The organism is Paenibacillus sp. FSL H7-0943, assembly GCF_037963265.1.
GTDB lineage: Bacteria > Bacillota > Bacilli > Paenibacillales > Paenibacillaceae > Paenibacillus_AQ > Paenibacillus_AQ odorifer.
This window is the reverse complement of the sequence record NZ_CP150148.1, coordinates 1,478,595-1,502,471: the sequence shown is the minus strand read 5'-3', so window position 1 is coordinate 1,502,471 and position 23,877 is coordinate 1,478,595. Positions and strand designations below refer to the sequence as shown.

Genomic DNA, 23,877 nt, shown 5'->3' with positions numbered 1-23,877 from the left:
AATGAAGAATAAAATGTAAAGGAATTTCATCTTCTTCTCTTTAATGCTATTACCACATCGTGTCAGCGACAATGATCACAGTAAATAAGCCCTAAAAATGCTACATTACAAGAAAATCATTGAGATTGATTATCAGTCTCTTTTGGAGGGATAAAAATGGCTTCTACCTCTTGCTCATTACTGCGACTACAACCGGGTTCGACCGGATATATTCATAAAATAGAAGGAATCAACCCCATCCTGCGTCGTCGTCTGGCTGATCTTGGAGTGTCCGAGGGTGTGAGCATTCGCCTGAAAGGAAAAGGACCTTTTTTAGGACCTATTACCTTGGAATGCAATGGACAACTGTTCGCCATCCGCCGGAAGGAAGCTTCATTGATTGAGGTGAACGTGTCTTGAGTTCAATAGCACTTGTAGGTAACCCCAATACAGGTAAAACCTCTCTCTTCAATACATTGACCTCCTCATACGAATATGTTGGTAACTGGTCAGGGGTAACGGTAGAAAAGAAGATCGGCAGCCTGAAGAACGGCGCTGGCAAGCTCATTGATTTGCCGGGCATCTATTCCTTGCACCCACTCTCACGTGATGAGGGAGTTGCTGCCCAGTATTTAATAGAAGAATCTCCTGAAGCCTTAATTAATATCGTGGATGCTTCACAGCTGGAACGAAATCTGCTGCTCACGCTTCAATTACTTGAGTATGGCAAACCTACCTTACTCGGACTGAATATGATTGACGTCGCCAATGCACGTGGAATTCGCATCAATCATGAAGTCTTACAATCACGACTGGGTATAACTGTCCTCCCGCTTGTTGCAAGAACGGGAAAAGGCTGCGCACAAGTCCTCAGTATTTTAGAGAAATCCTCTGCGATTCCCGCTGTAAAGTTCAAGTTGAACTATGGTGAGATTGTAGAGCATGCGATATCTTCTATAGAAAAGGAATTACTTCCTATCAAGGACTTACCCAATCACCGCTGGATTGCTCTACAGCTTATGGAGCAGAATCCGGTTATTCTTCATTTTCTAAAGACACGTATGGACACCTCTCGCCTGCTAAACATCTGTGAATCCTGTCAGAGTGAGCTACAGATCAAAAAGCTGGCCCTGACGCTCCCCCAATGGATTCGCTCACAGCGGATGGATTATATCCACTCCATTTGTGAGGTTGTACTTGATACAACAACGCAGAAGCCTCATAACTTAACAGAAAGATTAGATTCCATATTGACGCATCGTTTTCTAGGACTGCCCTTATTTATCTTCTTTATGTATGCTCTCTTTAAGACCACATTTGACTGGGTTGGCGGACCTCTATCAGATCTCCTCGATGGCCTGATCTCCGGACCGATTAGTGATGGAGCCAATTCCCTGCTACAGACGCTTGGAGCATCCAGCTTCACGCATGCCCTGATCGTCGATGGATTAATTAGCGGTGTAGGGGGCGTCCTCGTCTTTGTCCCGCAAATCTTCATTCTCTTCCTGATCATTTCCTTCTTGGAGGATTCAGGATACATGGCTCGGGTTTGCTTATTAATGGACAGCACGATGGAACGTATGGGACTAAACGGAAAAGCATTTATTCCATTCATCATTGGCTTCGGCTGCAATGTGCCTGCCATAATGGCGGCGCGCAGCATCGAACAGCCCAAAGACCGAATGCTGACCACCTTGCTAATGCCACTGATGTCCTGTTCTGCGAGACTGCCTGTTTACGCTTTATTCGCAGCAGTATTTTTCCCGGCGCAAGAGGCCGTAGCAGTTCTGTCCATGTATGTGATGGGTATTGTGTTTGCGCTGATTCTTTGTAAGGTATTCTCTAAATATTTATTCAAAAATGAATCCTCAGTTTTCATGATCGAGCTTCCACCTTATCGTATGCCGCAGATCAAGACCTTATCGCGCAGCACTTGGGAAAAGGGCAAAGGTTTCCTGCGAAAAGCTGGAACTATTATTCTTGCAGGCTCAGCAATTATTTGGTTTATGTCTTATGCGGGTCCTGGCGGGTTTGATGTGGACATGGATCACAGCTTCCTGGCTAAGTTTGGAGGTATGATCGCACCGCTACTGGCACCGCTTGGTTTCGGAACATGGCAGGCTGGCTCTACATTGGTTCCGGGCTTTTTGGCAAAAGAGGTCGTAGTCTCTACCATGAATATCATCTATCATGCACCAGATGCTGCTGGTTTAGAAAATCAAATTTCTCAAGTCTTCACACCATTGAGTTCGATCAGCTTTATGGCCTTTATCCTGCTATATATTCCTTGTTTGGCTACTGTAGGGGTGATCAAAAAAGAAACAGCATCTTGGAAATGGACCTTCTTCTCCATGGGGTATTCTCTCGTTCTGGCGTATATCGTATCTTTAATTATTTTTCAAGGCGGACGGTTATTAGGATGGTCGTAGACTTGTAAATTATAAGATTCTCATGATGAAAGTGGGGTACCATTATGATAAATGTTGTGATTGTCGCCTTAATTTTCGGTTATTCTGGCTGGACCATCTATCGACATGTGCAAAAGGGGAAGCAGGGCGCTTGTGCAGGCTGTGATAAAGGAAAAAGCTGCTCGGCAGCATCGATGGATTCCCCTCTTTCTTGTTGTTCAACACCGGTTAACAACAAGAAGTAAGCTTGTAAAACGAGCAATAAATAGAGATTTATCGTTTAGCCTCCTTAACTAACGGGTATGTTTGTTATAAGCAACTACAGACAATACCAAGGAGGTAATTCCTATGAATACCAAAAAGACATTATTTACAACAGTCGCATTGGGAGCAGTATATTTACTGAAGAATAAGGGAACTCGCGATAAAATTATGAACGGCATTCAATCCTACACTTCCCAATCGAAGGCAAAAAAATCCAGTGGTACTGTTTAAGCTTCTGCTCTTGGATTTCAATAAAGGGGTGTTCCCTAAACCAGACTCTGGTTTAGGGAACACCCCTTGTTGTTTAGAACGGACAGCTCCCCGGATGTTTAGATCTCGCTTTCGCTCAGCAGCCACTGAATGATAGAACGAACCATGACACCTGTTGCTCCCTTAGGATTAACTCCACGTTCTTTAGATACATATGCAGTGCCAGCAATGTCTAGATGAATCCATGGCAAGCCCTCAGCAAACTCACCTACAAATAATCCGCCTGTAGTAGCTCCACCATATCTTCCAGCAGTGTTACGGATATCGGCAACCTCGCTCTTTAGCATCTCACGAAATTCCGGGTATGCCGGAAGCGGCCAGACCTTTTCCCCTGAATAGCTTGAAGCGGCCAGAAATCGCTCCAGAAACGCTTCATCATTAGTCACAGCACCCGTTGCTATATCTCCCAAAGTGGACAACACAGCGCCTGTCAGCGTAGCTACATCGATAATACGTTTCGCTCCCCATTCCCTAGCATAAGTCAGAGCATCTCCCAGGACAATTCTGCCTTCAGCGTCGGTATTCAACACTTCTATCGTTCGTCCGCTCATGGAGGTAATAACATCTCCAGGCTTAAAAGCATTGGCCGATGGCATATTCTCCGCAGAAGGAATAACCATAACGACATTAATTCGTGGACGTAAGCGGCCAAGTGCCTCCATTACTCCGAGTACTGCCGCTGCCCCTCCCATATCACTAATCAGCTCTTCCATACCTGATGCTCTTTTTAAGGAGATCCCGCCGGTGTCAAAGGTAACTCCCTTCCCTACAAGCCCCACTACGTTATCCCAATTCCCTGTCCCCTGATAACGGATGACGATCATTCGTGGAGGGTTTACACTTCCTTTTCCGACGGCGAGCAATCCGCCCATTCCTTTTTGCTCAATTTCCCGTTCATCCAGCACCTCAGAAGGAAAGCCATATCGCTCAGCAACCTCTATAGCGGCCACAGCAAGGTCTGAGGGAGTCAATAGATTACCAGGCATGTTGGTCAAGCTCCGCGCCAAATTCGTGGCCTCACCGAAAGCTAGCCCCTTCTGAATGCCTTGAGTCCAATCCCGCCCGGCAGTACCCTCTAATTTCTCTTTTATAGTGAAAACAACTGCTGTTGGGCCTGTATAAAAAGACTGCACCTGCTTATAGGTAGCCCGACGATAGGAACCAAGCATTAGCCCCTCCGTCAGCGCATAAGCAATAGAAGTCACATCCTTCTCTACGGTAAGCTCCTGTAATTTTTCCGGCACTTCAAATACCAGCTTGAGCGCCTTCAAACGAAGTGCTGCACGGGCTGTCTGAGCCCCCATTTGCCTTAGATCCTCAGTCGTGAGAAGTTGGTCCCCCCTGCCAACCAAAATAACAACAGGACAACCAGATGAATTCTCAGCAGGTAGTACATAAGTCTGATTAAGCTTGCCTTTAAATAAACCTGCCTTTCCCAATAGGCGAATTCTGTCATCCCAGCCCTCGGAAAAGCCTCCATTTTCGACCTCAGACTCAGAAATAATAAGGATAAGGGCATCACCCTGCACATTGTTGGCAACACCACTGTTGTATTCTATATTCATTGTGATTCCCTCCATTTGTTTCCCCAAACCAACACCCATTGTAACATAAGCAAAGGCTGATCTCCGCATCTGTATTATCCGCAGGGATCAGCCTCTTATTACTTATTCTAATGGATTAATGGCAAAGAGATCACAAAATGAGTACCCTCGTTGACTCTGCTGCTAACAGAAATGCATCCGCCATGATTTTTGATGATGCGGTCACTTACGGAAAGACCCAATCCTGTACCATTCTCTTTGGTAGTAAAGAAAGGATTAAATAACCTGTCCAGTGTACGAATATCCATTCCTTTACCGTTGTCAGATATGAACATACGGACCTCAGAGCCTTCTCTGCGGGCACCAACCTCGATTTTCCCCATCGAATCATCTTCTCGATCCGCTACAGCCTCCATTGCATTTCTAATCATATTAAGCACAACTTGCTTCATCTGTTTGACATCGCCAGAAATCACCATGTCCTCTTGAAGAGGATGAAGATTGATCTGGCAGCCCTTCATTAAAGCTTCGCTCTCTGTAAGGAGAACAACCTCCTTGAGCAATGCGGACACGGGTATCATCCCCACCTGCGGAACTGACGGCTTAGAGGAGGACAGAAATTCATGGATAATATCGTTCGCACGATCGATCTCGGCCAATATAATCTTGGCATATTCCTCTTTCCCCAGTTGATGCAAGTATGGATGAAGCAGTTGAATAAATCCCCGGATCGCGGTCAACGGATTGCGGATTTCATGGGCAATAGATGCGGATAATTTGCCTAGCATAGCCAAGCTATCGTTCTGGTAAGCCGTTTGTTCGATTAACTTATAATCCGAGATTTCCTTGACAGTGAACAAATAACAGCCTTTCATTTGCTCTCCGCAGCATAAAGTAACCTTCCAGTAACGGCCATACTCGTCTAGAAACTCATAATTTGATTTTCCTTTGTATACCATCTCTCTGTAGCTCTGCAGTACTTGTTTTTTCTTGGAACGGCTCAGTCGAACATTAGACAGCAGATGGGAAAATGTGCAGCCCACAAGAGAGTGACGGGTAAGCTCAAGCATCCCGTACATTTGCTTATTTACAAAACTTATAACTCCCTCTTCATCAAAAAGCATGATTCCGCTGTCAATATTCTCTAGAACATCCTCGTATGTAGTATCCACAGGTCCAGTTTGATAGGTTCTTCCCGGTAATAGAAGACTTTCTTGATATTGGCTAATCACGATACGAAGTTCCCCCTTTTACTGCATTTGACGAAGACGCTTAAGCGACATCAAATTACTATGTATTTGAGTGTATGACGAAGCCGCCAGAACATTCGGTAATCGTTGCACTTTTTCCAACCGGTTCAATTATATTCCAATCATATCCAAGAGAACTAGACAACGCAATCGGAGAAACTGTCGAATGGTAAAAAAATTCATAAAATGATTCCAAAGACATATGAAACATCACATCAAATTATATTTATCGCTATTTATTCGCCTAAATGATTTAAAAAAATCTAAAAAGGATCACGAAAAACTAAAAAGGATTATAAAAAGCTAAAAAGCCCCCGCGATTGCGGAGGCTTACATGGAAAAATGGGGCATGCCCAAAAAATTAGTAATAAACTTATGCCTTTTGTTGCAGGCGTAGACGGCGCTGACTCATCACAGCTAACCTTTTTTTCAATTCCCGTTCCCACTTGGTATCCTCAATCTGTTTGGCTACAGCTAGCAGGTCAAGCGCCATATCGATTTGATTGCGTACAACGGCTAGAGGATCTTCACTCTCGACGTTAATGACGTTCTCGAATATTGCAGTTTCGTCTTCCATGACATAGTCCTGAAAGTCCACGTCGGTAACACCATCTCCATGTGCATATTCCGCTAAGATCTCATATTCATTCTCGACCTTGTAGTGAACCTCCACACGATGACATACCGGACAAAAAAGCAGGGGAACATTATGGACTTGCGTGCGATAATGTTTTAGGGTCCCCTTTGTTCCTACCATACTCGCTCCACAGCAAAAGCTCATATTTGTTCGCCCTCCTTAGAAATAACCCTTTGATTGTTTATTATTGTATTACATTACCCCAATGGAGATTCCTCCACTCGAGGACATAATATAACTTTTCGCGCCTATTTTCAAATCTATTTAGATATACAAGATCTTTTGGAGCAAAAAACCCCCTTACAGAAAATTTTCTGCAAGGAGGTAGAAATCAGAATATCAAGGATCACTATGATAACGGTCTAAAATTTACAGATTCTTATCTCCCGGCTTCCAGTTCATTGGGCATAAACCACCAGATTGCAAGGCTTGCAGAACACGAAGTGTTTCTTCCACGCTGCGGCCTACATCATTGTGGTTAACGACTTGATATTTCAATTCGCCTTCAGGATCGATTATGAACAAACCACGCAATGCGATACCTTCTTCTTCAATCAGAATGCCATAGTCTTTAGAGACTTGTTTCGTAATATCAGCTGCAAGCGGGAAATTCAAACGACCCAGGCCATTAGAATCCTTAGGGGTATTGATCCAAGCTTTGTGGCTGTGGATCGAATCGATGCTTGCGCCGAGAATCGCTGTATCAAGTGCTTCAAACTGTGCTGCTGCGTCACTCAGAGCTGTGATTTCAGTTGGACATACAAATGTGAAATCAAGCGGATAGAAGAAGAATACAAGCCATTTGCCACGATAATCAGACAAGCTTACTTTACCAAAATCCTTACCATCACCTGATACGGTTTCCATAGTAAAATCGGGAGCCGGTCTACCTACTAAACGTTCCGCCATTGCTAGAATCCTCCCTCTGATTATGTAAGAAAAAGTACCATTTGTATCTCTCAATATACTGAAATATATTGAAATTTGCAGAAATCGATAATATCTTGTCTACTAAACAAATGGTATCATCGCACAAAATCAAAGTCAAGATTAGATCAATTATTTATTTGTAATCATTATAAACTAATAATTAAGCTGTGCGGATTGCTGCAACAATCAGGTCGCCCATTTCAGTTGTACTGATCGCTTTGCTCTTATCCACGGCGATATCACTTGTACGGTGCCCTGCATCCAATACTGCAGCAACTGCAGCTTCGATTGCAGCAGCAGCATCCTCATAACCAAAGGTTAAGCGGAACATAAGGGCCAGCGACAAGATTGTTGCGATCGGGTTCGCAAGCCCTTGTCCGGCAATATCAGGAGCAGAGCCGTGAACGGGCTCGTAGAGACCATAGTTGCCGTCACCCATCGAAGCCGAAGCAAGCATACCGATAGAACCTGTCAGCATAGCAGCCTCGTCGCTCAGGATATCACCAAACATGTTCTCAGTAACGATAACGTCAAAGCTAGATGGACGGCGCAGCAGCTGCATTGCGCAGTTATCAACCAGTACATGCTCTACCTCTACCTCCGGATATTCTGGAGCGATCTTATTCACAACCTCACGCCACAAACGTGAAGTTTCAAGTACATTCGCTTTATCAACACTCGCCAGTTTATTGCGGCGCTTGCCGGCAATTTCAAAAGCTTGGCGGACAATTCGTTCTACTTCCATTACGTTATATACACAGGTGTCCACAGCTTCTTCACCATGTTCTCCTTGACGGCGCAATTTATCTCCGAAATAAATCCCGCCAGTCAGTTCGCGAACTACCATAAGATCTGTGCCTTCCAGGACTTCAGGCTTCAAAGTCGAAGCATCCTTAAGACAGTCAAATACGACAGCTGGACGCAGGTTGGAGAACAACCCCAGTGCTTTGCGAATTCCGAGCAGTCCGGTTTCAGGACGAAGTTCCTTTGGATTATTATCCCATTTCGGTCCACCAACAGCACCCAATAACACAGCATCTGCGCTACGACAGATTTCAAGTGTATCTTCCGGCAGCGGAGTGCCCTTCTCGTCTATAGCGATACCGCCAAATAATGCATGCTCTGTTTCAAAGGCATAACCGAATACTTCTTCTGTTACTTTCAATACTTTTTCCGCTTCTGCTACAACTTCTGGTCCAATACCGTCCCCTGCGATAACGGCGATTTTTTTAACTTCACTCATCTCAGTCACTCCTCAAGTTTTCTGCTCTAACAGACATAGTTCTTCTTTATATTGTTGTATCATACCCAGTCGTAAAGGACAAAGATATAGATTCTATTGAGCTGATAGGTATAGCCTATAAACAGTGAGAATCAGACTACTACCGTGAATGCTGAGCATATTTGCTCTTAGTTCTGAAGATGTTTACAATTACTATGAAGTCATCTATCAAAGGAGTGAATGCGAAGTGCATTATACAAAGCTTGGCAAATCCGGCATGAAGGTCAGTCGCCTATGTCTAGGAACGATGAATTTTGGCCCACAGACGGATGAAAAAGAAGCCTTCCGCATCATGGACGCTGCACTGGATGCAGGTGTTAATTTTTTTGATACCGCTAACATTTACGGCTGGGGCGAAAATTCTGGCCTGACTGAAACCATTATCGGACGCTGGTTTAAACAAGGCGGCGGGCGGCGGGAAAAGGTTGTACTAGCCACCAAAGTTTATGGAGCCATGAATGATAAGCTTGATGGTCCTAATGATGAAGAAGGATTATCCTCATATATCATTCGCCGCCATCTTGAAGGGTCCCTGCAGCGTCTTCAGACCGATCATATTGAATTGTACCAGATGCATCATATAGACCGCAGTACGTCCTGGGAAGAGCTCTGGGGGGCTTTCGAGCTGGCTGTGAATCAAGGCAAGATTGGTTATGTCGGTTCCAGTAACTTCGCAGGCTGGGATATCGCCGTAGCTCAACAAGAAGCTAAGGCTCGTGGTTTTCTTGGACTAGTCTCAGAGCAGCATAAATACAGTCTGACCTGTCGGCTTCCTGAACTTGAAGTTTTGCCAGCCGCTCGCCATCTGGGGCTAGGTATTATTCCTTGGAGTCCACTCGATGGAGGTCTTCTCGGAAGAAATGCACTCAAAAAAATAGAGGGCAGCCGAAGTGGCGGAAATGCAGATCGTGTAGAGCAGCACAAGTGCCAGCTTGAGGCTTTTGCCAGCTTATGTATGGAGCTAGGAGAACCACAGGATAATGTCGCTCTTGCTTGGCTACTGGCTAATCCTGCTGTAACAGCTCCTATTATCGGCCCCCGCACACTGGAGCAATTCGAGAGTGCGCTGCGCAGTCTTGAGATTGTACTAGATGAAGCTGTGCTTAAACGACTAGATGAAATATTCCCTGGACCCGGCGGTGAAGCCCCTAAAGCCTATGCTTGGTAGGTAAGTTCTATCATAAAAGGAGCTGAGGCCTCAGCAGAATCCATTCGCTGAAGCCTCAGCTCCCTTTTACTCATACTTATTCAGCTGTGTCCACGGTCACACTTCCATTACTCGTGCTTAAATCCACAGTATACGTGGCTTTACCAAGCACAGCGGTACCATAGCTATCGCCGTCCCGATCCCAGGGTACATTCCCCTTCAGCGAGCCATTACTTGTATCTGCAATAATCTTCGCATCCGACACGGCCGGTAAGCCCACTATAATCTTTCCGTTACTGGATGTACATTTCCAGTTTCCGGTCACTGCTGAGTTTATTGTAATTTTGCCATTGCTGCTCTTGGCTGACAACGCCCCATCAATGTTATCCAATACTATGGCTCCATTAGAGCTCACAAGTTCAACTTCACCTTGGATATTCTGTACGGATAGTGACCCATTGCTGGTATGTGCATCCACTTCGCCGACAATATCATGAATATTTAATGCACCATTACTTGTCTCAACCTCTATACCTGACTTAAGATTCCAGGCTTCTATAGAGCCATCACTTGTCTCAACCTCAACAGCAAGGTTATTGGGTGCACTTATATTTAAATAAGGACTTTTGGTATTGAATCCAAACTGAATGTTAGAGAACCAATTATGATCGGTATCAAGCTCCATAATCAGTGTATCTCCTTCAGTACTAACCTTCCATTTCTTTTCTAATGCACTTTCAGCATCACTTTGCGATTTTCCAGGCAGCAGTAAACTTCCCTCATAATCCAAAGAGCTTCCAGCTACACCCTCAACCTTTACTTTTCCACTTGGAAGTACGATTTTGAGCGTCGTAATATTCTCTTTCACTTCCACATTCCCACTAAGCGGAGTTAGATGTGTATTACCGATCAGATTGCTGAGTGAACCTCCGGCCATTACTGTCTGAGCACCACTTGCTCCGATCAGCACAATAATTAACAGGATGGCCCAGCCGCTTACACGGCTTTTGACATCGGATTTGATAAAAAGTCTAATCAACATCTCAAGTCCGAATAAGACCAACAACGCCGGCCATAAAAAACCAAGCACCTCATAGCTGATCATATCATACTGAGCCATCACGATAATGACACCAAGGGCAATGCAGCCCAAGGCTGCTGTGAAACTTCCTATTTTCCATCTCCCCATAGTTAAATCCCCGTTTCTTATGCTCTCGTATTGTTCCTTAACATCTTCAGTCCGTACGCAATCAGACCCACTGATAATAAGATCGTGCCGATGTTGATCTCAGTCAGCATATCCCAAAGGGTAGGGAAAGCTGTGATTACCAACATAAGGAACCCAGCAACAACACAGCCGATTCCCACCCAAGCTGGATTGATCTCTTCATGTGGATATCCAGGCATAGAGGACATACCCATGGTCCAAGGGGCTCCGAAGCTGTCTGGATGAAACATCATTCGTTCGTGTTCAGCAGCCGTTATTTTCATCCAAGCCGCCTTCTGCAGGGCATCAAACAACTGATAAAACCACAGCGCCGCCAGGGCAAACGGGAAGATCAAGGGCTCGGACGGAATAAACATTATACATAAGGAGGCCCCGATCATAAACTGTAAACCCTGCTTTTTAAAGCCTAAGTACAAATGACCTACTCCAGGTATCATAGCCAGCATAAAAGTGAGCCAACGTCTCTTCTTAATCATAATACATCCTCCTAAAATTTGGGTAGCAAAACTTTAGCCAATTTAAACATCTATTGATGATCAATTATTTTATTACTATCTCCCAAAGCCACCAAACCACTGGGTTACTGAATTCGACATATGGCCGTTTATTTCGGTAATGCCATAGGCTAAATTCTCAAATACCCCAAACTGCAACAATAACAAACTGAGGCAAGCAGCCACTCCATAATGAATCCATGAGGTTTTTGGGGCAGAACGACGTCTTACATTGGTTGCCTTAGTCGCTCGTGATCTGCGCCCTGTTTCGAGCTGCTCAATATGTGTCATAACATCTGCTGCGAGATCCGGGAAGTCCATCTGCGCCTGCAACTGTTCTCTGTCAGCATCCATTTCCGACCACAGCTCCGACATTGCTTTGGCTTCCTCCAGCCACTCTGCGCAATCAGGACATGACTCTATGTGCAATCGGATACTCAGCTCCATCTCTGGAGACAGTAGGCCGTCTATATAATGTGGCATCCATTCCTTCACTATTGCACAATTCATCGCCATTCCTCCCTTTGTTTACGCATCATCTGTCTGGCTCGATAAAGCTGCGATTCGATTGTTTTCACGGAAACTCCCTTTTGCTCTGCAATCTCTTGATAGGAATTGCGCTGAAAATAGTACAGCTGGACGACCGACCGGTACGGTTCCGCCAGACTGTTCACATTCTCTCCTAATTCAGCTGATGTTTCCTGCTCAAGTACCTCATGCTCCGGAGTTTGAGACGTTACCCAATCATTTTCTGTGTAATCAGCTGCACTTCGGTACTTCCACTCCCTATCGTTGGCCCGTTTCCAGTCCAGACAGGTTCGGTAGGCAATCCGATACAGCCATGTCGAGAAGGAGGATTGTCCTCTGAAAGAGGGGAGCGCTTTATATGCTTTTATAAAAACCTCCTGGGCCATATCTTTGGCCGATTCGGCTTCTCCTGTGATTTTGACACATACTCTGTATACCATGCCTTGGTAACGTGTCACCAAATGCCCAAAGGCTTGATGTTGACCGTTCAGCACAGCAGCAATCCATTCTGCCTCTTCCAGCTTTCTCCCCTCCTTCACCTTCATAACGTTAGACGCCAACCAATCGTTCTCCCCTGCAACCTATACATAAATTTTTTTGGTTTTTTTGAAATAGGCTGAAGAGAGGAATATATAGTTTGTTGTCGAATAATGTTTAACTACTATGACTAAAAGAAAACTCTTCTTAATTATCGCATTGTTTCTTATTATACTCACTGGATTCCGTATCCTATGGGTAAAGATTTCTCCGCACACCACACAACCACCACTGATCAATGGTGTGTTGGATTTACGGGATAAACAATGGAATCAGGACAAACTCCTTATTTTAAATGGGCAGTGGGAGTTCTATCCGGGTATGCTGCTTCCTTCATTCAACGAACAATCTGTAAATGCTGCTCCTGCAAAATATATACAAGTCCCGGGGAACTGGAAAGATGCCCTTAGCGATAGCGATAAATCTGCTTATGGCTACGGCTCCTATCGGCTACGTGTCCTAACAGATAATCATAAGAAGCAATCCTATAGTCTTCTAATTTCCGGAGCTCGGTCCTCTTCAGAAGTGTATATCAACGGTGAACGGCTGGACAGCTCTGGCACTCCTGCTGAGAGTAAAGAACACTATATTCCGTACATACTGCCTTATTCAGTATCCTTTACAACCGATAAAAGTGAACTTGAAATTGTGATCCATGTAGCCAACTATTCCTTTTCCCAAACGGGAGGAATTTCTAAAACGATTGTATTTGGCAGCGAAAAAGCTTTAACACAGGAAAGACTGCTCTCTATTAGCCTACAGTTGCTATTATGTGTTGTTCTAATACTGCACGCTGTATATGCTGTTATTTTATATATAATTGGGCTGCGGCAAAAGATGTTGATCTATTTTTTTCTACTGGTAATATCCGCTATAACTACCGTACTCATAGATGATGACAGGCTTCTATTGCACGTATTTCCCTTGAACTATCAATGGAATTTCAAACTATTTTACATCTCTTATATTGCTGTATTTATTTTTATCCTGCAGACAAGCAAACATCTTTTGTTCACGGATTTAAAAATAAAAAGTATTCGTATCCTAACCATCCTGTCCGTAGTAGACATCCTGTTCATATTATTTGGACCCGTTGTTCACTATTATGAATTTCACACACTGATTTTCGGCATAAATTTATTAGTTTTAGCATTAGGTGTCGTAATTCTTTTTCTGAGATCTATTGTTAAAAATTACGAAGGCTCTATTTTCCTGTTGTTATCTATGTTTGCCATCGTTAACAGCACACTTTGGGGAATGTTCAAGAATTATAACTGGGTTAACGTTACCTATTATCCTTTTGATCTAATTATCGCCTTTTTGTGCTTTGCGACTTTTGGATTTAAGCGATATCACTGGAATACTAAGGAGACAGAAAAACTGGCGCACAGCCTGCAGAGAAGTGTTACACAAAAGGATGCTTTTTTGGCTAACACCTCACATGAATTAAAAAATCCGCTGTACAGTATCATTAACATTGCCGAAACTGTCCTGGGCAGCGAGCGTGACACTGTAACGCATCAAAATGCTGAGAATTTAAAACTGCTCATTACCGTTGGAAGACGTATGTCTCTTCTGGTAGACGATCTGCTGGATCAATCCCAGCTCCGTGAAAGCAATATACAATTGCAGCTCAGAGAACTTAAGATCCAATCCTTCGCAGTGGGTGTGCTTGATATGCTCAAATTCTTAACGGAAGGGAAATCTTTATCCTTAGTCTCAGAAATACCAGATTCATTCCCTTCTATTGTGGCTGATGAAAAAAGACTCATTCAGATCTTGTTCAATCTGCTTCAAAATGCTGTTAAATATACGACTGTAGGCACGATAAGAATCCATGCAGATATTCATAAAAAATCGGCGCAGATTCATATTACGGATACGGGTCTTGGCATGAACGAGGAGACGTTGCTCAGAGCTTTCCAGCCCTATGAACAGGGCGATTCCAGCATGAACGAAGTTAGCGGTGGCATCGGGCTTGGATTAAGCACCAGCAAGCAGTTAGTTGAACTTCACGGCGGGAAAATAAGTGTAGTCTCCACACTTGGAGAAGGTACTACCTTTACATTCACAATGCCATTATACGATTCAACCAGCCGGGTATTGAGTTCAGAACTGCCCTCTATGACTGAATTCTCAGACACGCCATCTATGATCACTTTATCCAAATTAACCGCACCGGGTATCGTTTCATCAGCCCATGGAAGGAGACCAAAGCTTCTGGCTGTAGATGATGATCCGGTTAATCTAAAAATACTTACCAACGTACTTTCCATCAAGGACTATGAAATCGTTACGGTGACCAGCGGAAACGATGCTTTACTATTGCTGGATACCGTTCAGTGGGATTTAATTATTACAGATGTAATGATGCCACAAATGTCCGGGTATGAGCTGGCGCATAGAATTCGTGAACGTTACACCATTGCTGAGCTTCCCATTCTGCTTCTGACGGCACGAGGCCAAGCGGAAGATATTTATACCGGTTTTATTTCAGGTGCAAATGACTATGTAATGAAGCCTATGAATGCAATAGAGCTGAAGGCCCGTGTACGCTCCTTAACAGATCTAAAACAGTCCGTAAACGAACGGCTTCGTGTGGAAGCTGCCTATCTTCAAGCGCAAATACAACCACATTTCTTGTTCAACACATTAAATTCAATATCCGCGCTGGCTTCTTTTGATATTAATAGAATGAGTCACCTTGTGGATGCCTTCAGCTCTTATTTGCGTTTAAGCTTCAATTTCCTGAATGCTGAGCCTATGATACCGATTGAACGAGAGCTTGAGCTTGTTCATGCCTACCTCTACATAGAGAAGGAGCGCTTTGAAGATAGGATGACCATTCTTTGGGATTATGAGGAAAGCTTGCATTTTCAGCTGCCGCCTCTGACTATACAGCCACTGGTTGAAAATGCTGTCCGGCATGGTATTTTGAGTCGCTCCCAAGGAGGAACGGTGTCCATAACCATCAAGGAACAAGCTGGCGATATTGAAATCACGATATCAGACAATGGCCAAGGCATGAAAAACGAACAACTCCAGCAGTTGCTCAGCAATCCGTCTAATGATGCAAGAGGAATCGGATTTTTAAATACACATAAACGGCTGCTGCGGGTCTACGGAAAAGGGCTGCAGATTACAAGCTCCGAAGGGAAAGGAACTTCTGTGAGTTTTATTATTCCTTCTGACAAAAAAAATCCGCTTCGAAAACTTTCTGATTAACAGACAAACTATTGTGAACCGAAATATCAAGTAAGGATTCGACGTATTTTGGCTAAAATACTATATCTGAGTGGTGATTAATAATGATTCAGGCAATATTAGTTGACGATGAACGGCTTGCCCTTGTGAAATTAGAGTTTATGTTAAAAAAAATACCATCTTTACATATAGCCGCTTCCTATACGGACCCCTCACAGGCCATTCAAGAGGCTCCGTCTTATCATCCTGACGTTATTTTTATTGATATTGAAATGCCTGAAATTAATGGTCTTCAAGCTGCGGAGATGCTCCAAGAGGCCTGTCCAAATGCAAATATTATCTTCGTCACCGCGTATAACCATTATGCTGTGGAAGCTTTTGAGATTAATGCGCTCGATTATATTTTGAAGCCTGTGCGAAATGACCGACTATTGAAAGCTGTCCAGCGGTTAGAAGAAAGATTAGCACTTGCACCAAAACTCATAATTGCAAAAGAAGAGGTAACCATTCGTTGTCTTCAATCGCTTCGTTTTGAACGAGGCGGACAATCTCTGAATAATCTGCGTTGGAGAACCTCTAAGGCCCAAGAGTTATTTGCCTTTTTGCTCCATAATCGCAACCGCTTCGTAAGTAAAGACATGCTGATTGAACTGCTGTGGCCAGACTTCAATCTGAAAAAGGCCTCTACCCATCTCTATACAACAATTTATCAAGTCCGGCAATGCTTAAAGCAGAATGAAGTCGACCTGCATATCAGCAACCTTAGCGGGGGGGAAGGCTATACCCTTGAAACCGGATCAATGTTGATTGATGTAGATAAGTGGGAACAGGGTATCCTGGCTCTGGAAACCATCAGTGAAGTTAATTGTGCGGAGCATCAAGTTTTATTCGAGCTTTATTCTGGAGATTACTTTGACGATTATGATTATTTATGGGCTGAAAGTGAGCGGCAACGCCTTCGTACCATTTGGCTGCACCATGCAATGGGCATAGCCCAATTTTATATAGAAAGCAACAGAATTGCCGAGGCCGTTACTGTCTATCAACGAGTAGTGCAGCTACAGCCTTATTTTGAACAAGGGCATTTAGGATTAATGAAGGTCTACGACAGCATTGGAGAACGTTCCGCTGTGGAAGAGCAGTACAAGCTGCTCAAGGATTTGTTCCAGCAGGAGCTTAACATTAATCTTCCAGCCAGCGTTGAGCAATGGTACGAGCAATGGGAACAGCTTAACCATAGAGTGCGATGAGCTAAATAACCTATCAAGACATAATAAAGACACCCGGATAAAACCGGGTGTCTTTATTATTACCTTCCTAGTTATTACGTTTGAATCGTCTTGTTAATACAAACCCTAAAAGCACCAGACTTCCACCAGCCAAGTAGATCGGAAACGCGCTGTCTTCTCCTGTTTTCGGAAGCTGAGTCGGTTTATTGCTGTTATTTCCTGGCTCAGTAACTGTACCCTTTGGTACTTCCTCCACATCAATCTCTATGAGGATTTCTTCTTCATTTCCATTCTCATCTGTAACAATAATGGTGAACTTATCTTTACCAATATAGCCCGGATCAGGTGTGTAGACCCATTTGCCATCCTTAGTAATAGTCACTTTACCATGTCCCGGCTCATCTCCCAAGCTTGGCACTCCCCCAAGTGGAATTTCACCTTCAATAGGAACATCTTCATTGGTAATCTCTTTCTGCACAGGTGGAGTTACCTGCGGAACAACAGGCGTACTAGTTGCCACAGGCTGGCTTGGAGTAGCTGTTGGCGTAACCGTTGGTGTTGCCGTCGACACTGGCGTTACCATCGGTGTTGGCGATGGTGTTGCCACCACAACTGGTGTTGCTGTTGGTGTAGAAGTAACGACTACTTCCGGTGTCGGTGATGGTGTCCAGATAGGACCTGTCGGTTCCTCTGGCGTCGACGTTGGTGTTGCTGTTGGCGTCGACGTTGGTGTTGCTGTTGGTGTCGATGTTGGTGTTGGCGTCGACGTTGGTGTTGCTGTCGGCGTCGACGTTGGTGTTGCTGTCGGCGTCGACGTTGGTGTTGCTGTCGGCGTCGACGTTGGCGTTGCTGTCGGTGTCGACGTTGGCGTTGCTGTCGGCGTCGACGTTGGTGTTGCAGTTGGCGCTGGCGTTGCTGTTGGCGCTGGCGTTGGTGTTACCGTTGGTGCTGGCGTTGGTGTTACCGTTGGTGCTGGCGTTACGGTCGGTATAGGCGTTGCTGTTGGTGTCGGAACTTTGTTTTTTACCTCAAGGCTTATCCCTGTCGTCGAAGAAATAGTCACTTCATGTGGTGTTTGATCAAGAACATAACCAGCAGGCGCTGTTTTCTCAATTAATACATATTTCCCACCTGTCAGTTTGGTAAATTCAAGTATCCCGTTTGTATCCGTAGTGCCTTCCTTAATCCAGATCTTATCGGCATCAACTACCCGATACAGATCAAAAACGGCCCCACTTAACACCTTACTCGTATTCCCGTCTTCTACTTTGGTAATCGTCAACGGTCCTCTTACGCCGCTTCCTGTGCCGGAGCCGCTAGAGAGCTTAACGATAATTTCCTCGGTGCTTACACCTGGAACTACCTTGATGTTTTTACCATCGAAACTAACCTGATTGGTTACCTTATCATTGTTTTGTGCTGTGATCAGGGAGTCATATTTCAAAATATAAGCTTCGGAAATATCCTTCAGGAAACTAAGCTTAAAGCTTTCTTTTCCGTCATTATCCGTAGTGATTTCCAGCTTATAATCTGTACCACTCACCAATTCTTGGTTGGTCGATGTTACATCCCCATTGCTTGCAACTTTCGTTTTGTAGACATGGAATGTATTGGACAGCAGGATTTGATTATCGCTTGGAATATCCGTAATTACCGCTTCTTTTACAAAAGATTGGTTACGGTTGATGTAAACCGTCCAATGTATTTTATTGCCATCCTGCGCACCTTCTTTGTTAACGTATTCCCCGCCCTGAGGGATATTAACAGAAGCTTGCAGTTTAGCGGACTCTACTTTCGCACCGTCATATAACGTAGCTGTATTTTTAATTTCATTTGAATCAATCGCTTGATCCGCGAACGTTGTTTTGAAAGTGACGTAGAACGCATAATTAATCGTTTTATTAAATGTCACCTTCAGCTCACTGCCATCCAGCTCCACTTTATAGTCCGCGGAATTCACACTAGCTTGAGGAGAAGGATTTCCATCCTTTCCATACTCCCATTTATTCACTTTCACAGAATCCATATTTACAACTTGGCCAGCTGAAATGGTATCAACCAGTTGAGCTTGGTTTAACGTTTTCTGATTATAATTAGCCCCAATGTTCCAAGTGATTTCCTTAGTTACAGCATTGTAGGAACCACTCTTCTTCCCATTGTTTTTAACCTCATCTCTTGGATTAAAGGTTACGGTCGCTTCTTTATGCTTAGACTCCTGCACCCCATTAACCGTTTCTTTCCAATCGAGTGCACCTGTATTAGTGAATTGAGTTTTGCCCGGAGCCAGCCAATCATAGTTAAAGCTTGTTGTATAAGTAATTGTGTAAGGCTCATTTATCGGCGCATTAAAAGTAATCACAAATCCATCGTTTACTGCAACCGGATCATGCGCATTGTAAACAACACTATGGACGGTAGCAGTTCCACCTTTAGTTGGTTGAACCTTTAATGTACCCGGGACAAGCTTTAATCCAGCATTGCCAAAAGTATCTGTCACCACTAGATTTTCCATAGTCTTGCTGTCATCGTTAATTTGGATAGTCCAATCGAGGGTCTTAGTCGCATAATTAACGTTACTATAATTTTTATGGAGAATTTGCTGCTTGATATCACTGTAACCCGTTTCTGTTTTTCCATCATAAGTAATCTTGTTCGTAATCTGACCATCAACAAATACTCTGCCGTTTGCCTTTGTCTGATATTCAATACGGTAGGCAGAATTTATATCATTGTTAAATTTCAGATCAAAACCATTTAATCCCGTTGCAGTTGTTGGAGTTATTGTATATTCGCTTGAAGCGATTTCCGCGCCTTTAACCCCGTTGCCATTACTGTCGATCGTTACAGGATAAACTTTAACCGAGTTGAGAATTAGATCTTGAGTGTTATTGAATGTATCCTTCAAAATAGCATTTGCCGCTAAAATTGTTTTTTCATTGTAATTGAAATTAACAGCCCAGGAAATCACCTGATTCGCTGCATCGTAATTGGTGGACTCTTTCGATAGTGGTTTGCCACGTCCTACTGTAACTGTAGTGCTAGCCTTTTTAGAAAATCCGTTATCTCCTGTTAAGACTGCCTCATTCAAAAAGGTTTTCGCATCTACACCAGTACCAGTAATATCCGTAGAGAAGCCAATCCGGTAAGCTTTAGTAAGCGGGTTATCCGCAAATTTCAGCTTTAACTCTCCCAAAGTGGATCCTGTCACATCATACTTGCTGCTGTCCACTAGATTGCCAAGACTCACAGTCCCATCGACCTTCACATCAAGCTCATAAACAGCAATAGATACCGTATTCAGTGATAATCCCGCAGGGAGTGTGTCTGTGACCACTGCATTTTTTACGCTTTCCAGTGCCTTATTCACATCAACCGTCCAAGCGATGCTTGTTGGGTTATAATACTGCGGCTTAGGCGAACCGTCTTTTTCTATAGTAGAGCTAACCTTCGGCTTAAAATTAAGCTCAATGGTCTGAGTACCGCCTTGTATCGGGAAAATCAGGGTTTGCTTCGTGGAGCCTGTAATTTTCTTGGAGCTCAAAAGCGACCTAACGGAGAAAGTCCCTCCCACTTTATCGTGGGTTTCGATATAAGCATTAAATGTAAATATAACGCGGTTAGTATTTTTGTCGACTGTATAAGTCCCTACAGGCTCATCGTCAAAAATAAGATCACCATTCAGATCGTTATAAAGTTCAAACTGTGTTGGAAGATCAAAGGTATAGGTGGACCCATCCTTATATCCATGCCCATCTGGAAGTGACCATGTATAGTTCAATTCCGAATAGGAATCAAGTTCATATACACTTTCTGTAACCGTATTTGTGTATTTATCATCGGTGTATACAGCAAGCGTAACACTAGTAATGAGGTCATCTCCAATTACAGTACCGTTGCCACTCGCATATGCCTGCGAATTGACTCCAAAGCCAAAGCTGTAAGCCCATTGCGTCACAAGCAAGAATACTACGAGCAATGCGCTAATTTTCTTTTTTGATAACATTATTAAAAATGCCTCCTTTGTCACTCCGTTTATCGTGCTTTTCCTAAGCTTTATCCTTTGAATCCCGTACTCTACTCCCCCGCATTAACCTCCTTGACGCTTTCTCATGATATAAATTTGCAACCTAACAACTATTGTAAATAGTCCATCTATACATAATCTGAACAGCGTCCTATTACAGTCTTGGAGATCTTTTTATTGCAAAAAAAAACAGGGATATGCGCAATAACTCGCATATCCCTGTCGTATTTACTACTTAATGGAAAATAAAAATAACATTGTACATCTTATAGACTAGCGTGATCACGTTTGGTGTAAGTCTTACGCTTCTCCAGAAGCTTGTTCAGCGCATCAATATAAGCGCGGGCACTTGCTTCTAGAATATCGGTGCTAAGTCCACGGCCTTGTGCAGCTACTTCTCCCTGCGAAAGCACCACATGAACCTCACCCTGCGCATCTTTACCACGGGAGACCGATTTAATCGAATAATCTCCAAGGGTAACTTCCTCATTCGTGGCTTTATCAATAGCATTGTAGATGGCATCTACTGAACCATTACCTTCGGCCTCAGCTACAATCGGCTGGTCTTCCGGACCCGCAATAATAACCTTGGCGGTTGGAACAGCTTCATTACCATAAGTAACGAACATCGTTTGCAGCTTAAAGACTTCTGGCGTATCAATTAATTTCTCTTCAATCAAAGCCAAAATGTCTTCATCTGATACTTCTTTTTTCTTATCTGCCAAATCCTTAAATCTAGAAAAAGCGGTGTTCAGCTCTTCTTCGGACAAATCATACCCAAGATCACTCAACTTATCGCGGAAAGCGTGCCGTCCAGAGTGTTTGCCGAGTACCAGCTTGCTCTCTTTAAGTCCAATAGTCTCCGGTGTCATGATCTCGTAGGTAGTTTTCTCTTTTAGCATCCCGTCCTGGTGAATACCCGATTCATGAGCAAATGCGTTAGCTCCTACAATCGCTTTATTCCCTGGAACCACCATACCTGTAAGCTTGCTGACCAGACGGCTTGTGCGAGAGATCTCAGATAACGTAAGCGATGTTTTTGCACCAAAAAATTCAGCCCGTGTCTCAAGCGCTAGCGCAACTTCTTCAATCGCTGTGTTCCCGGCACGTTCACCGATACCGTTGATCGTTCCTTCGATCTGATCTGCACCATTCTGAATCGCAGCCAGCGTATTTGCTGTAGCCATACCAAGATCGTTATGACAATGGGCACTAAGCTGTACGCGTTCAATATCAGGCACATTCTCTTTTAGATATTTAAAGATAGCTCCGTACTCCGAAGGATTCAAATAACCTACAGTATCCGGGATATTAACAACATTAGCGCCTTCCCGGATAGCCATGCCGACCATTTCAGCCATGAAATCATACTCTGTACGTCCCGCGTCTTCTAATGAAAACTCGAGCTTAGGGAAATATTTTTTAGCGTATCGGATAGCAGACTGTGCAGTTTCCAGCACCTGAGCCTTATCCATCCGTAGCTTATGCTGGCGGTGAATAGGAGATGTAGCCAGAAAAATATGAATACAAGGGTCCTGCGCTCCCTGTAGTGCTTCTTTTACAGCATCAATATCTGTCTCTCTAGAACGAGAAAGGCCGATTACCGTGACGTTCTTCACAGCTCTTGCCACCGCATTAACAGAAGCTAGATCACCTGGAGAAGCTGCAGGAAAACCCGCTTCCATGCGATCAATTCCCAGCTTCTCTAACTGATAAGCGATCTCCACTTTCTCACGCGTGTTGAGGTTCACACCTGGTGACTGCTCTCCATCTCGTAGTGTCGTATCGAACACATAAATTTTCCGCATGCTAAGCACCTCCCAAAAATTGTGCTGAAACTCTCAAATGCGGCTCGCAAAGTCACGGCCGCATTTGAAGGTAATACTATTTAATCATAAGTATGATTATGATTATTTCTTAATCCAGTGCATCATTTCACGCAATTGGCTACCTACAACTTCTACTGGGTGAGCAGCTTCGTTGCGGCGAGTAGCGGTAAGGAAAGCACGTCCGGATTGGTTCTCAAGGATAAAGTCACGAGCGAATTTACCTTCTTGAATATCTGTCAGAACAGCTTTCATAGCTTTTTTAGTATCTTCAGTTACAATGCGCGGTCCAGTTACATAGTCACCGTACTCAGCAGTGTTACTGATGGAATCGCGCATGCTGGACAATCCGCCTTCGTATACCATGTCAACGATCAGCTTCAATTCGTGCAGACATTCGAAGTAAGCCATCTCAGGAGCATATCCTGCTTCTGTCAATGTTTCGAAGCCAGCTTTGATCAGTGCGGATACACCACCGCAAAGTACAGCTTGTTCACCGAACAAGTCAGTTTCGGTTTCTTCACGGAAGGAAGTTTCGATAACCCCTGCGCGTGTACAGCCGATACCTTTTGCATAAGCAAGACCGATTTCTTTAGCTTTTCCAGTTGCATCTTGTTCGATAGCAATCAAGCCAGGAACGCCAAAGCCTTCAACATAAGTACGACGAACCATGTGACCTGGAGATTTTGGTGCTACAAGCAGCACGTCTGCATCTTTAGGAGCAACGATTTGTCCAAAGTGTACGTTAAAGCCGTGGGAGAACATCAAAGCTGCGCCTTTTTTAAGGTTTGGTTCTACTTCATTTTTATATACCGAAGCCTGTGTTTCATCTGGCATTAGGATTTGCACAACATCTGCACGGGATACTGCTTCAGCTACTGGCAATACTTCAAAACCGTCATTTTTCGCAGTTTCAAAAGATTTACCTTCACGAAGACCGATGACAACTTGAAGACCACTGTCACGCAGGTTTTGTGCTTGGGCATGTCCTTGGCTACCGTACCCGATTACCGCAATTGTCTTTCCTTTTAATACACTAAGTTCTGCATCCTGTTCATAGTACGTTGTAACTGCCATTGTCAATATCCTCCTTTAA

At 43.9% G+C, this 23,877-nt stretch carries 19 protein-coding genes; 7 read left to right on the top strand and 12 right to left on the bottom strand.

Translation table 11 applies throughout. The annotated features are described in order from the left end of the window. The first annotated feature begins 156 nt into the window (after positions 1 to 156). The 4 genes from NSQ55_RS06620 to NSQ55_RS06605 all read left to right on the top strand — a co-directional run bounded on the left by NSQ55_RS06620 (position 157) and on the right by NSQ55_RS06605 (position 2,882). Complete coding sequence (locus NSQ55_RS06620; RefSeq protein ID WP_036680093.1) at positions 157 to 399, top strand: FeoA family protein; 243 nt, start codon at positions 157 to 159, stop codon at positions 397 to 399. After that, positions 396 to 2,408 (top strand): ferrous iron transport protein B, encoded by a 2,013-nt coding sequence (gene feoB, locus NSQ55_RS06615; RefSeq protein WP_076192988.1) that lies wholly within the window; start codon positions 396 to 398, stop codon positions 2,406 to 2,408. Before NSQ55_RS06620 ends, feoB begins: the two co-directional genes overlap by 4 nt. A 44-nt stretch (positions 2,409 to 2,452) precedes the next feature. Beyond that, on the top strand, positions 2,453 to 2,632 hold the full coding sequence (locus tag NSQ55_RS06610; protein ID WP_038569228.1) for a FeoB-associated Cys-rich membrane protein: 180 nt from the start codon (positions 2,453 to 2,455) through the stop codon (positions 2,630 to 2,632). A gap of 103 nt (positions 2,633 to 2,735) precedes the next feature. Next, on the top strand, positions 2,736 to 2,882 hold the full coding sequence (locus NSQ55_RS06605) for a hypothetical protein (RefSeq protein WP_172628785.1): 147 nt from the start codon (positions 2,736 to 2,738) through the stop codon (positions 2,880 to 2,882). A gap of 98 nt (positions 2,883 to 2,980) precedes the next feature. Here NSQ55_RS06605 and NSQ55_RS06600 read toward each other — a convergent pair whose 3' ends face one another. From NSQ55_RS06600 to leuB, 5 genes are all read right to left on the bottom strand, one after another. Continuing rightward, positions 2,981 to 4,486, bottom strand: coding sequence for a leucyl aminopeptidase (locus NSQ55_RS06600; protein WP_179086310.1), 1,506 nt, complete (start codon positions 4,484 to 4,486; stop codon positions 2,981 to 2,983). Positions 4,487 to 4,593: 107 nt separating this feature from the next. Continuing rightward, positions 4,594 to 5,697: an ATP-binding protein gene (locus tag NSQ55_RS06595; protein ID WP_036680098.1), complete on the bottom strand. Its 1,104-nt coding sequence runs from the start codon at positions 5,695 to 5,697 to the stop codon at positions 4,594 to 4,596. A gap of 391 nt (positions 5,698 to 6,088) precedes the next feature. Further along, a complete protein-coding gene (locus tag NSQ55_RS06590; RefSeq protein ID WP_036680100.1) occupies positions 6,089 to 6,496 on the bottom strand; it encodes a hypothetical protein in 408 nt (135 codons plus the stop codon). A 225-nt stretch (positions 6,497 to 6,721) separates the two neighbouring features. Then, positions 6,722 to 7,261 (bottom strand): peroxiredoxin, encoded by a 540-nt coding sequence (locus tag NSQ55_RS06585; protein WP_036680102.1) that lies wholly within the window; start codon positions 7,259 to 7,261, stop codon positions 6,722 to 6,724. A 181-nt stretch (positions 7,262 to 7,442) separates the two neighbouring features. After that, entirely contained in the window at positions 7,443 to 8,525 is a 1,083-nt protein-coding gene (gene leuB, locus NSQ55_RS06580) for a 3-isopropylmalate dehydrogenase (RefSeq protein ID WP_076185413.1), read from the bottom strand. Positions 8,526 to 8,751: 226 nt separating this feature from the next. Here leuB and NSQ55_RS06575 point away from each other — a divergent pair, with 226 nt between their 5' ends. Next, on the top strand, positions 8,752 to 9,732 hold the full coding sequence (locus NSQ55_RS06575; RefSeq protein WP_339172116.1) for an aldo/keto reductase: 981 nt from the start codon (positions 8,752 to 8,754) through the stop codon (positions 9,730 to 9,732). A gap of 76 nt (positions 9,733 to 9,808) precedes the next feature. Here the strand turns inward: NSQ55_RS06575 and NSQ55_RS06570 are convergent, their stop codons facing one another. From NSQ55_RS06570 to NSQ55_RS06555, 4 genes are all read right to left on the bottom strand, one after another. Further along, the gene (locus tag NSQ55_RS06570; protein WP_076125478.1) at positions 9,809 to 10,900 is read right to left on the bottom strand and encodes a DUF5668 domain-containing protein; all 1,092 of its coding nucleotides are present in this window, start codon (positions 10,898 to 10,900) and stop codon (positions 9,809 to 9,811) included. 17 nt (positions 10,901 to 10,917) lie between these two features. Beyond that, positions 10,918 to 11,415 carry a hypothetical protein gene (locus NSQ55_RS06565; protein WP_076125480.1) on the bottom strand — a complete coding sequence of 166 codons (498 nt, stop codon included), beginning with the start codon at positions 11,413 to 11,415 and terminating at the stop codon, positions 10,918 to 10,920. Between the two features lie 75 nt (positions 11,416 to 11,490). Next, on the bottom strand, positions 11,491 to 11,943 hold the full coding sequence (locus NSQ55_RS06560) for a zf-HC2 domain-containing protein (RefSeq protein ID WP_038569222.1): 453 nt from the start codon (positions 11,941 to 11,943) through the stop codon (positions 11,491 to 11,493). Then, on the bottom strand, positions 11,940 to 12,521 hold the full coding sequence (locus NSQ55_RS06555) for an RNA polymerase sigma factor (protein ID WP_076125482.1): 582 nt from the start codon (positions 12,519 to 12,521) through the stop codon (positions 11,940 to 11,942). Before NSQ55_RS06555 ends, NSQ55_RS06560 begins: the two co-directional genes overlap by 4 nt. Positions 12,522 to 12,624: 103 nt before the next feature. On the opposite strand from NSQ55_RS06555, the gene NSQ55_RS06550 reads away from it, so the two are divergent. Together NSQ55_RS06550 and NSQ55_RS06545 are read left to right on the top strand one after the other, a co-directional pair. Then, the gene (locus NSQ55_RS06550) at positions 12,625 to 15,723 is read left to right on the top strand and encodes an ATP-binding protein (protein ID WP_339172108.1); all 3,099 of its coding nucleotides are present in this window, start codon (positions 12,625 to 12,627) and stop codon (positions 15,721 to 15,723) included. Positions 15,724 to 15,806: 83 nt separating this feature from the next. Then, entirely contained in the window at positions 15,807 to 16,952 is a 1,146-nt protein-coding gene (locus tag NSQ55_RS06545; protein WP_339172105.1) for a response regulator, read from the top strand. 67 nt (positions 16,953 to 17,019) lie between these two features. Here the strand turns inward: NSQ55_RS06545 and NSQ55_RS06540 are convergent, their stop codons facing one another. The 3 genes from NSQ55_RS06540 to ilvC all read right to left on the bottom strand — a co-directional run bounded on the left by NSQ55_RS06540 (position 17,020) and on the right by ilvC (position 23,858). Then, complete coding sequence (locus NSQ55_RS06540) at positions 17,020 to 20,934, bottom strand: collagen binding domain-containing protein (protein ID WP_339172102.1); 3,915 nt, start codon at positions 20,932 to 20,934, stop codon at positions 17,020 to 17,022. Between the two features lie 287 nt (positions 20,935 to 21,221). After that, a complete protein-coding gene (locus NSQ55_RS06535) occupies positions 21,222 to 22,763 on the bottom strand; it encodes a 2-isopropylmalate synthase (RefSeq protein ID WP_038569217.1) in 1,542 nt (513 codons plus the stop codon). A gap of 102 nt (positions 22,764 to 22,865) precedes the next feature. Then, positions 22,866 to 23,858 carry a ketol-acid reductoisomerase gene (gene ilvC, locus NSQ55_RS06530; RefSeq protein ID WP_036679485.1) on the bottom strand — a complete coding sequence of 331 codons (993 nt, stop codon included), beginning with the start codon at positions 23,856 to 23,858 and terminating at the stop codon, positions 22,866 to 22,868. Positions 23,859 to 23,877: the final 19 nt, after the last annotated feature.

Bases quoted from the DNA above. Each gene is read 5' to 3' on its own strand.
- NSQ55_RS06550 (WP_339172108.1), top strand. From the start codon at position 12,625: ATGACTAAAAGAAAACTCTTCTTAATTATCGCATTGTTTCTTATTATA.
- NSQ55_RS06605 (WP_172628785.1), top strand. From the start codon at position 2,736: ATGAATACCAAAAAGACATTATTTACAACAGTCGCATTGGGAGCAGTA.
- NSQ55_RS06585 (WP_036680102.1), bottom strand. From the start codon at position 7,261: ATGGCGGAACGTTTAGTAGGTAGACCGGCTCCCGATTTTACTATGGAA.
- NSQ55_RS06560 (WP_038569222.1), bottom strand. From the start codon at position 11,943: ATGAATTGTGCAATAGTGAAGGAATGGATGCCACATTATATAGACGGC.
- ilvC (WP_036679485.1), bottom strand. From the start codon at position 23,858: ATGGCAGTTACAACGTACTATGAACAGGATGCAGAACTTAGTGTATTA.
- NSQ55_RS06565 (WP_076125480.1), bottom strand. From the start codon at position 11,415: ATGATTAAGAAGAGACGTTGGCTCACTTTTATGCTGGCTATGATACCT.
- NSQ55_RS06620 (WP_036680093.1), top strand. From the start codon at position 157: ATGGCTTCTACCTCTTGCTCATTACTGCGACTACAACCGGGTTCGACC.
- leuB (WP_076185413.1), bottom strand. From the start codon at position 8,525: ATGAGTGAAGTTAAAAAAATCGCCGTTATCGCAGGGGACGGTATTGGA.
- NSQ55_RS06610 (WP_038569228.1), top strand. From the start codon at position 2,453: ATGATAAATGTTGTGATTGTCGCCTTAATTTTCGGTTATTCTGGCTGG.
- NSQ55_RS06545 (WP_339172105.1), top strand. From the start codon at position 15,807: ATGATTCAGGCAATATTAGTTGACGATGAACGGCTTGCCCTTGTGAAA.
- NSQ55_RS06590 (WP_036680100.1), bottom strand. From the start codon at position 6,496: ATGAGCTTTTGCTGTGGAGCGAGTATGGTAGGAACAAAGGGGACCCTA.
- NSQ55_RS06600 (WP_179086310.1), bottom strand. From the start codon at position 4,486: ATGAATATAGAATACAACAGTGGTGTTGCCAACAATGTGCAGGGTGAT.
- NSQ55_RS06540 (WP_339172102.1), bottom strand. From the start codon at position 20,934: ATGTTATCAAAAAAGAAAATTAGCGCATTGCTCGTAGTATTCTTGCTT.
- NSQ55_RS06535 (WP_038569217.1), bottom strand. From the start codon at position 22,763: ATGCGGAAAATTTATGTGTTCGATACGACACTACGAGATGGAGAGCAG.
- NSQ55_RS06570 (WP_076125478.1), bottom strand. From the start codon at position 10,900: ATGGGGAGATGGAAAATAGGAAGTTTCACAGCAGCCTTGGGCTGCATT.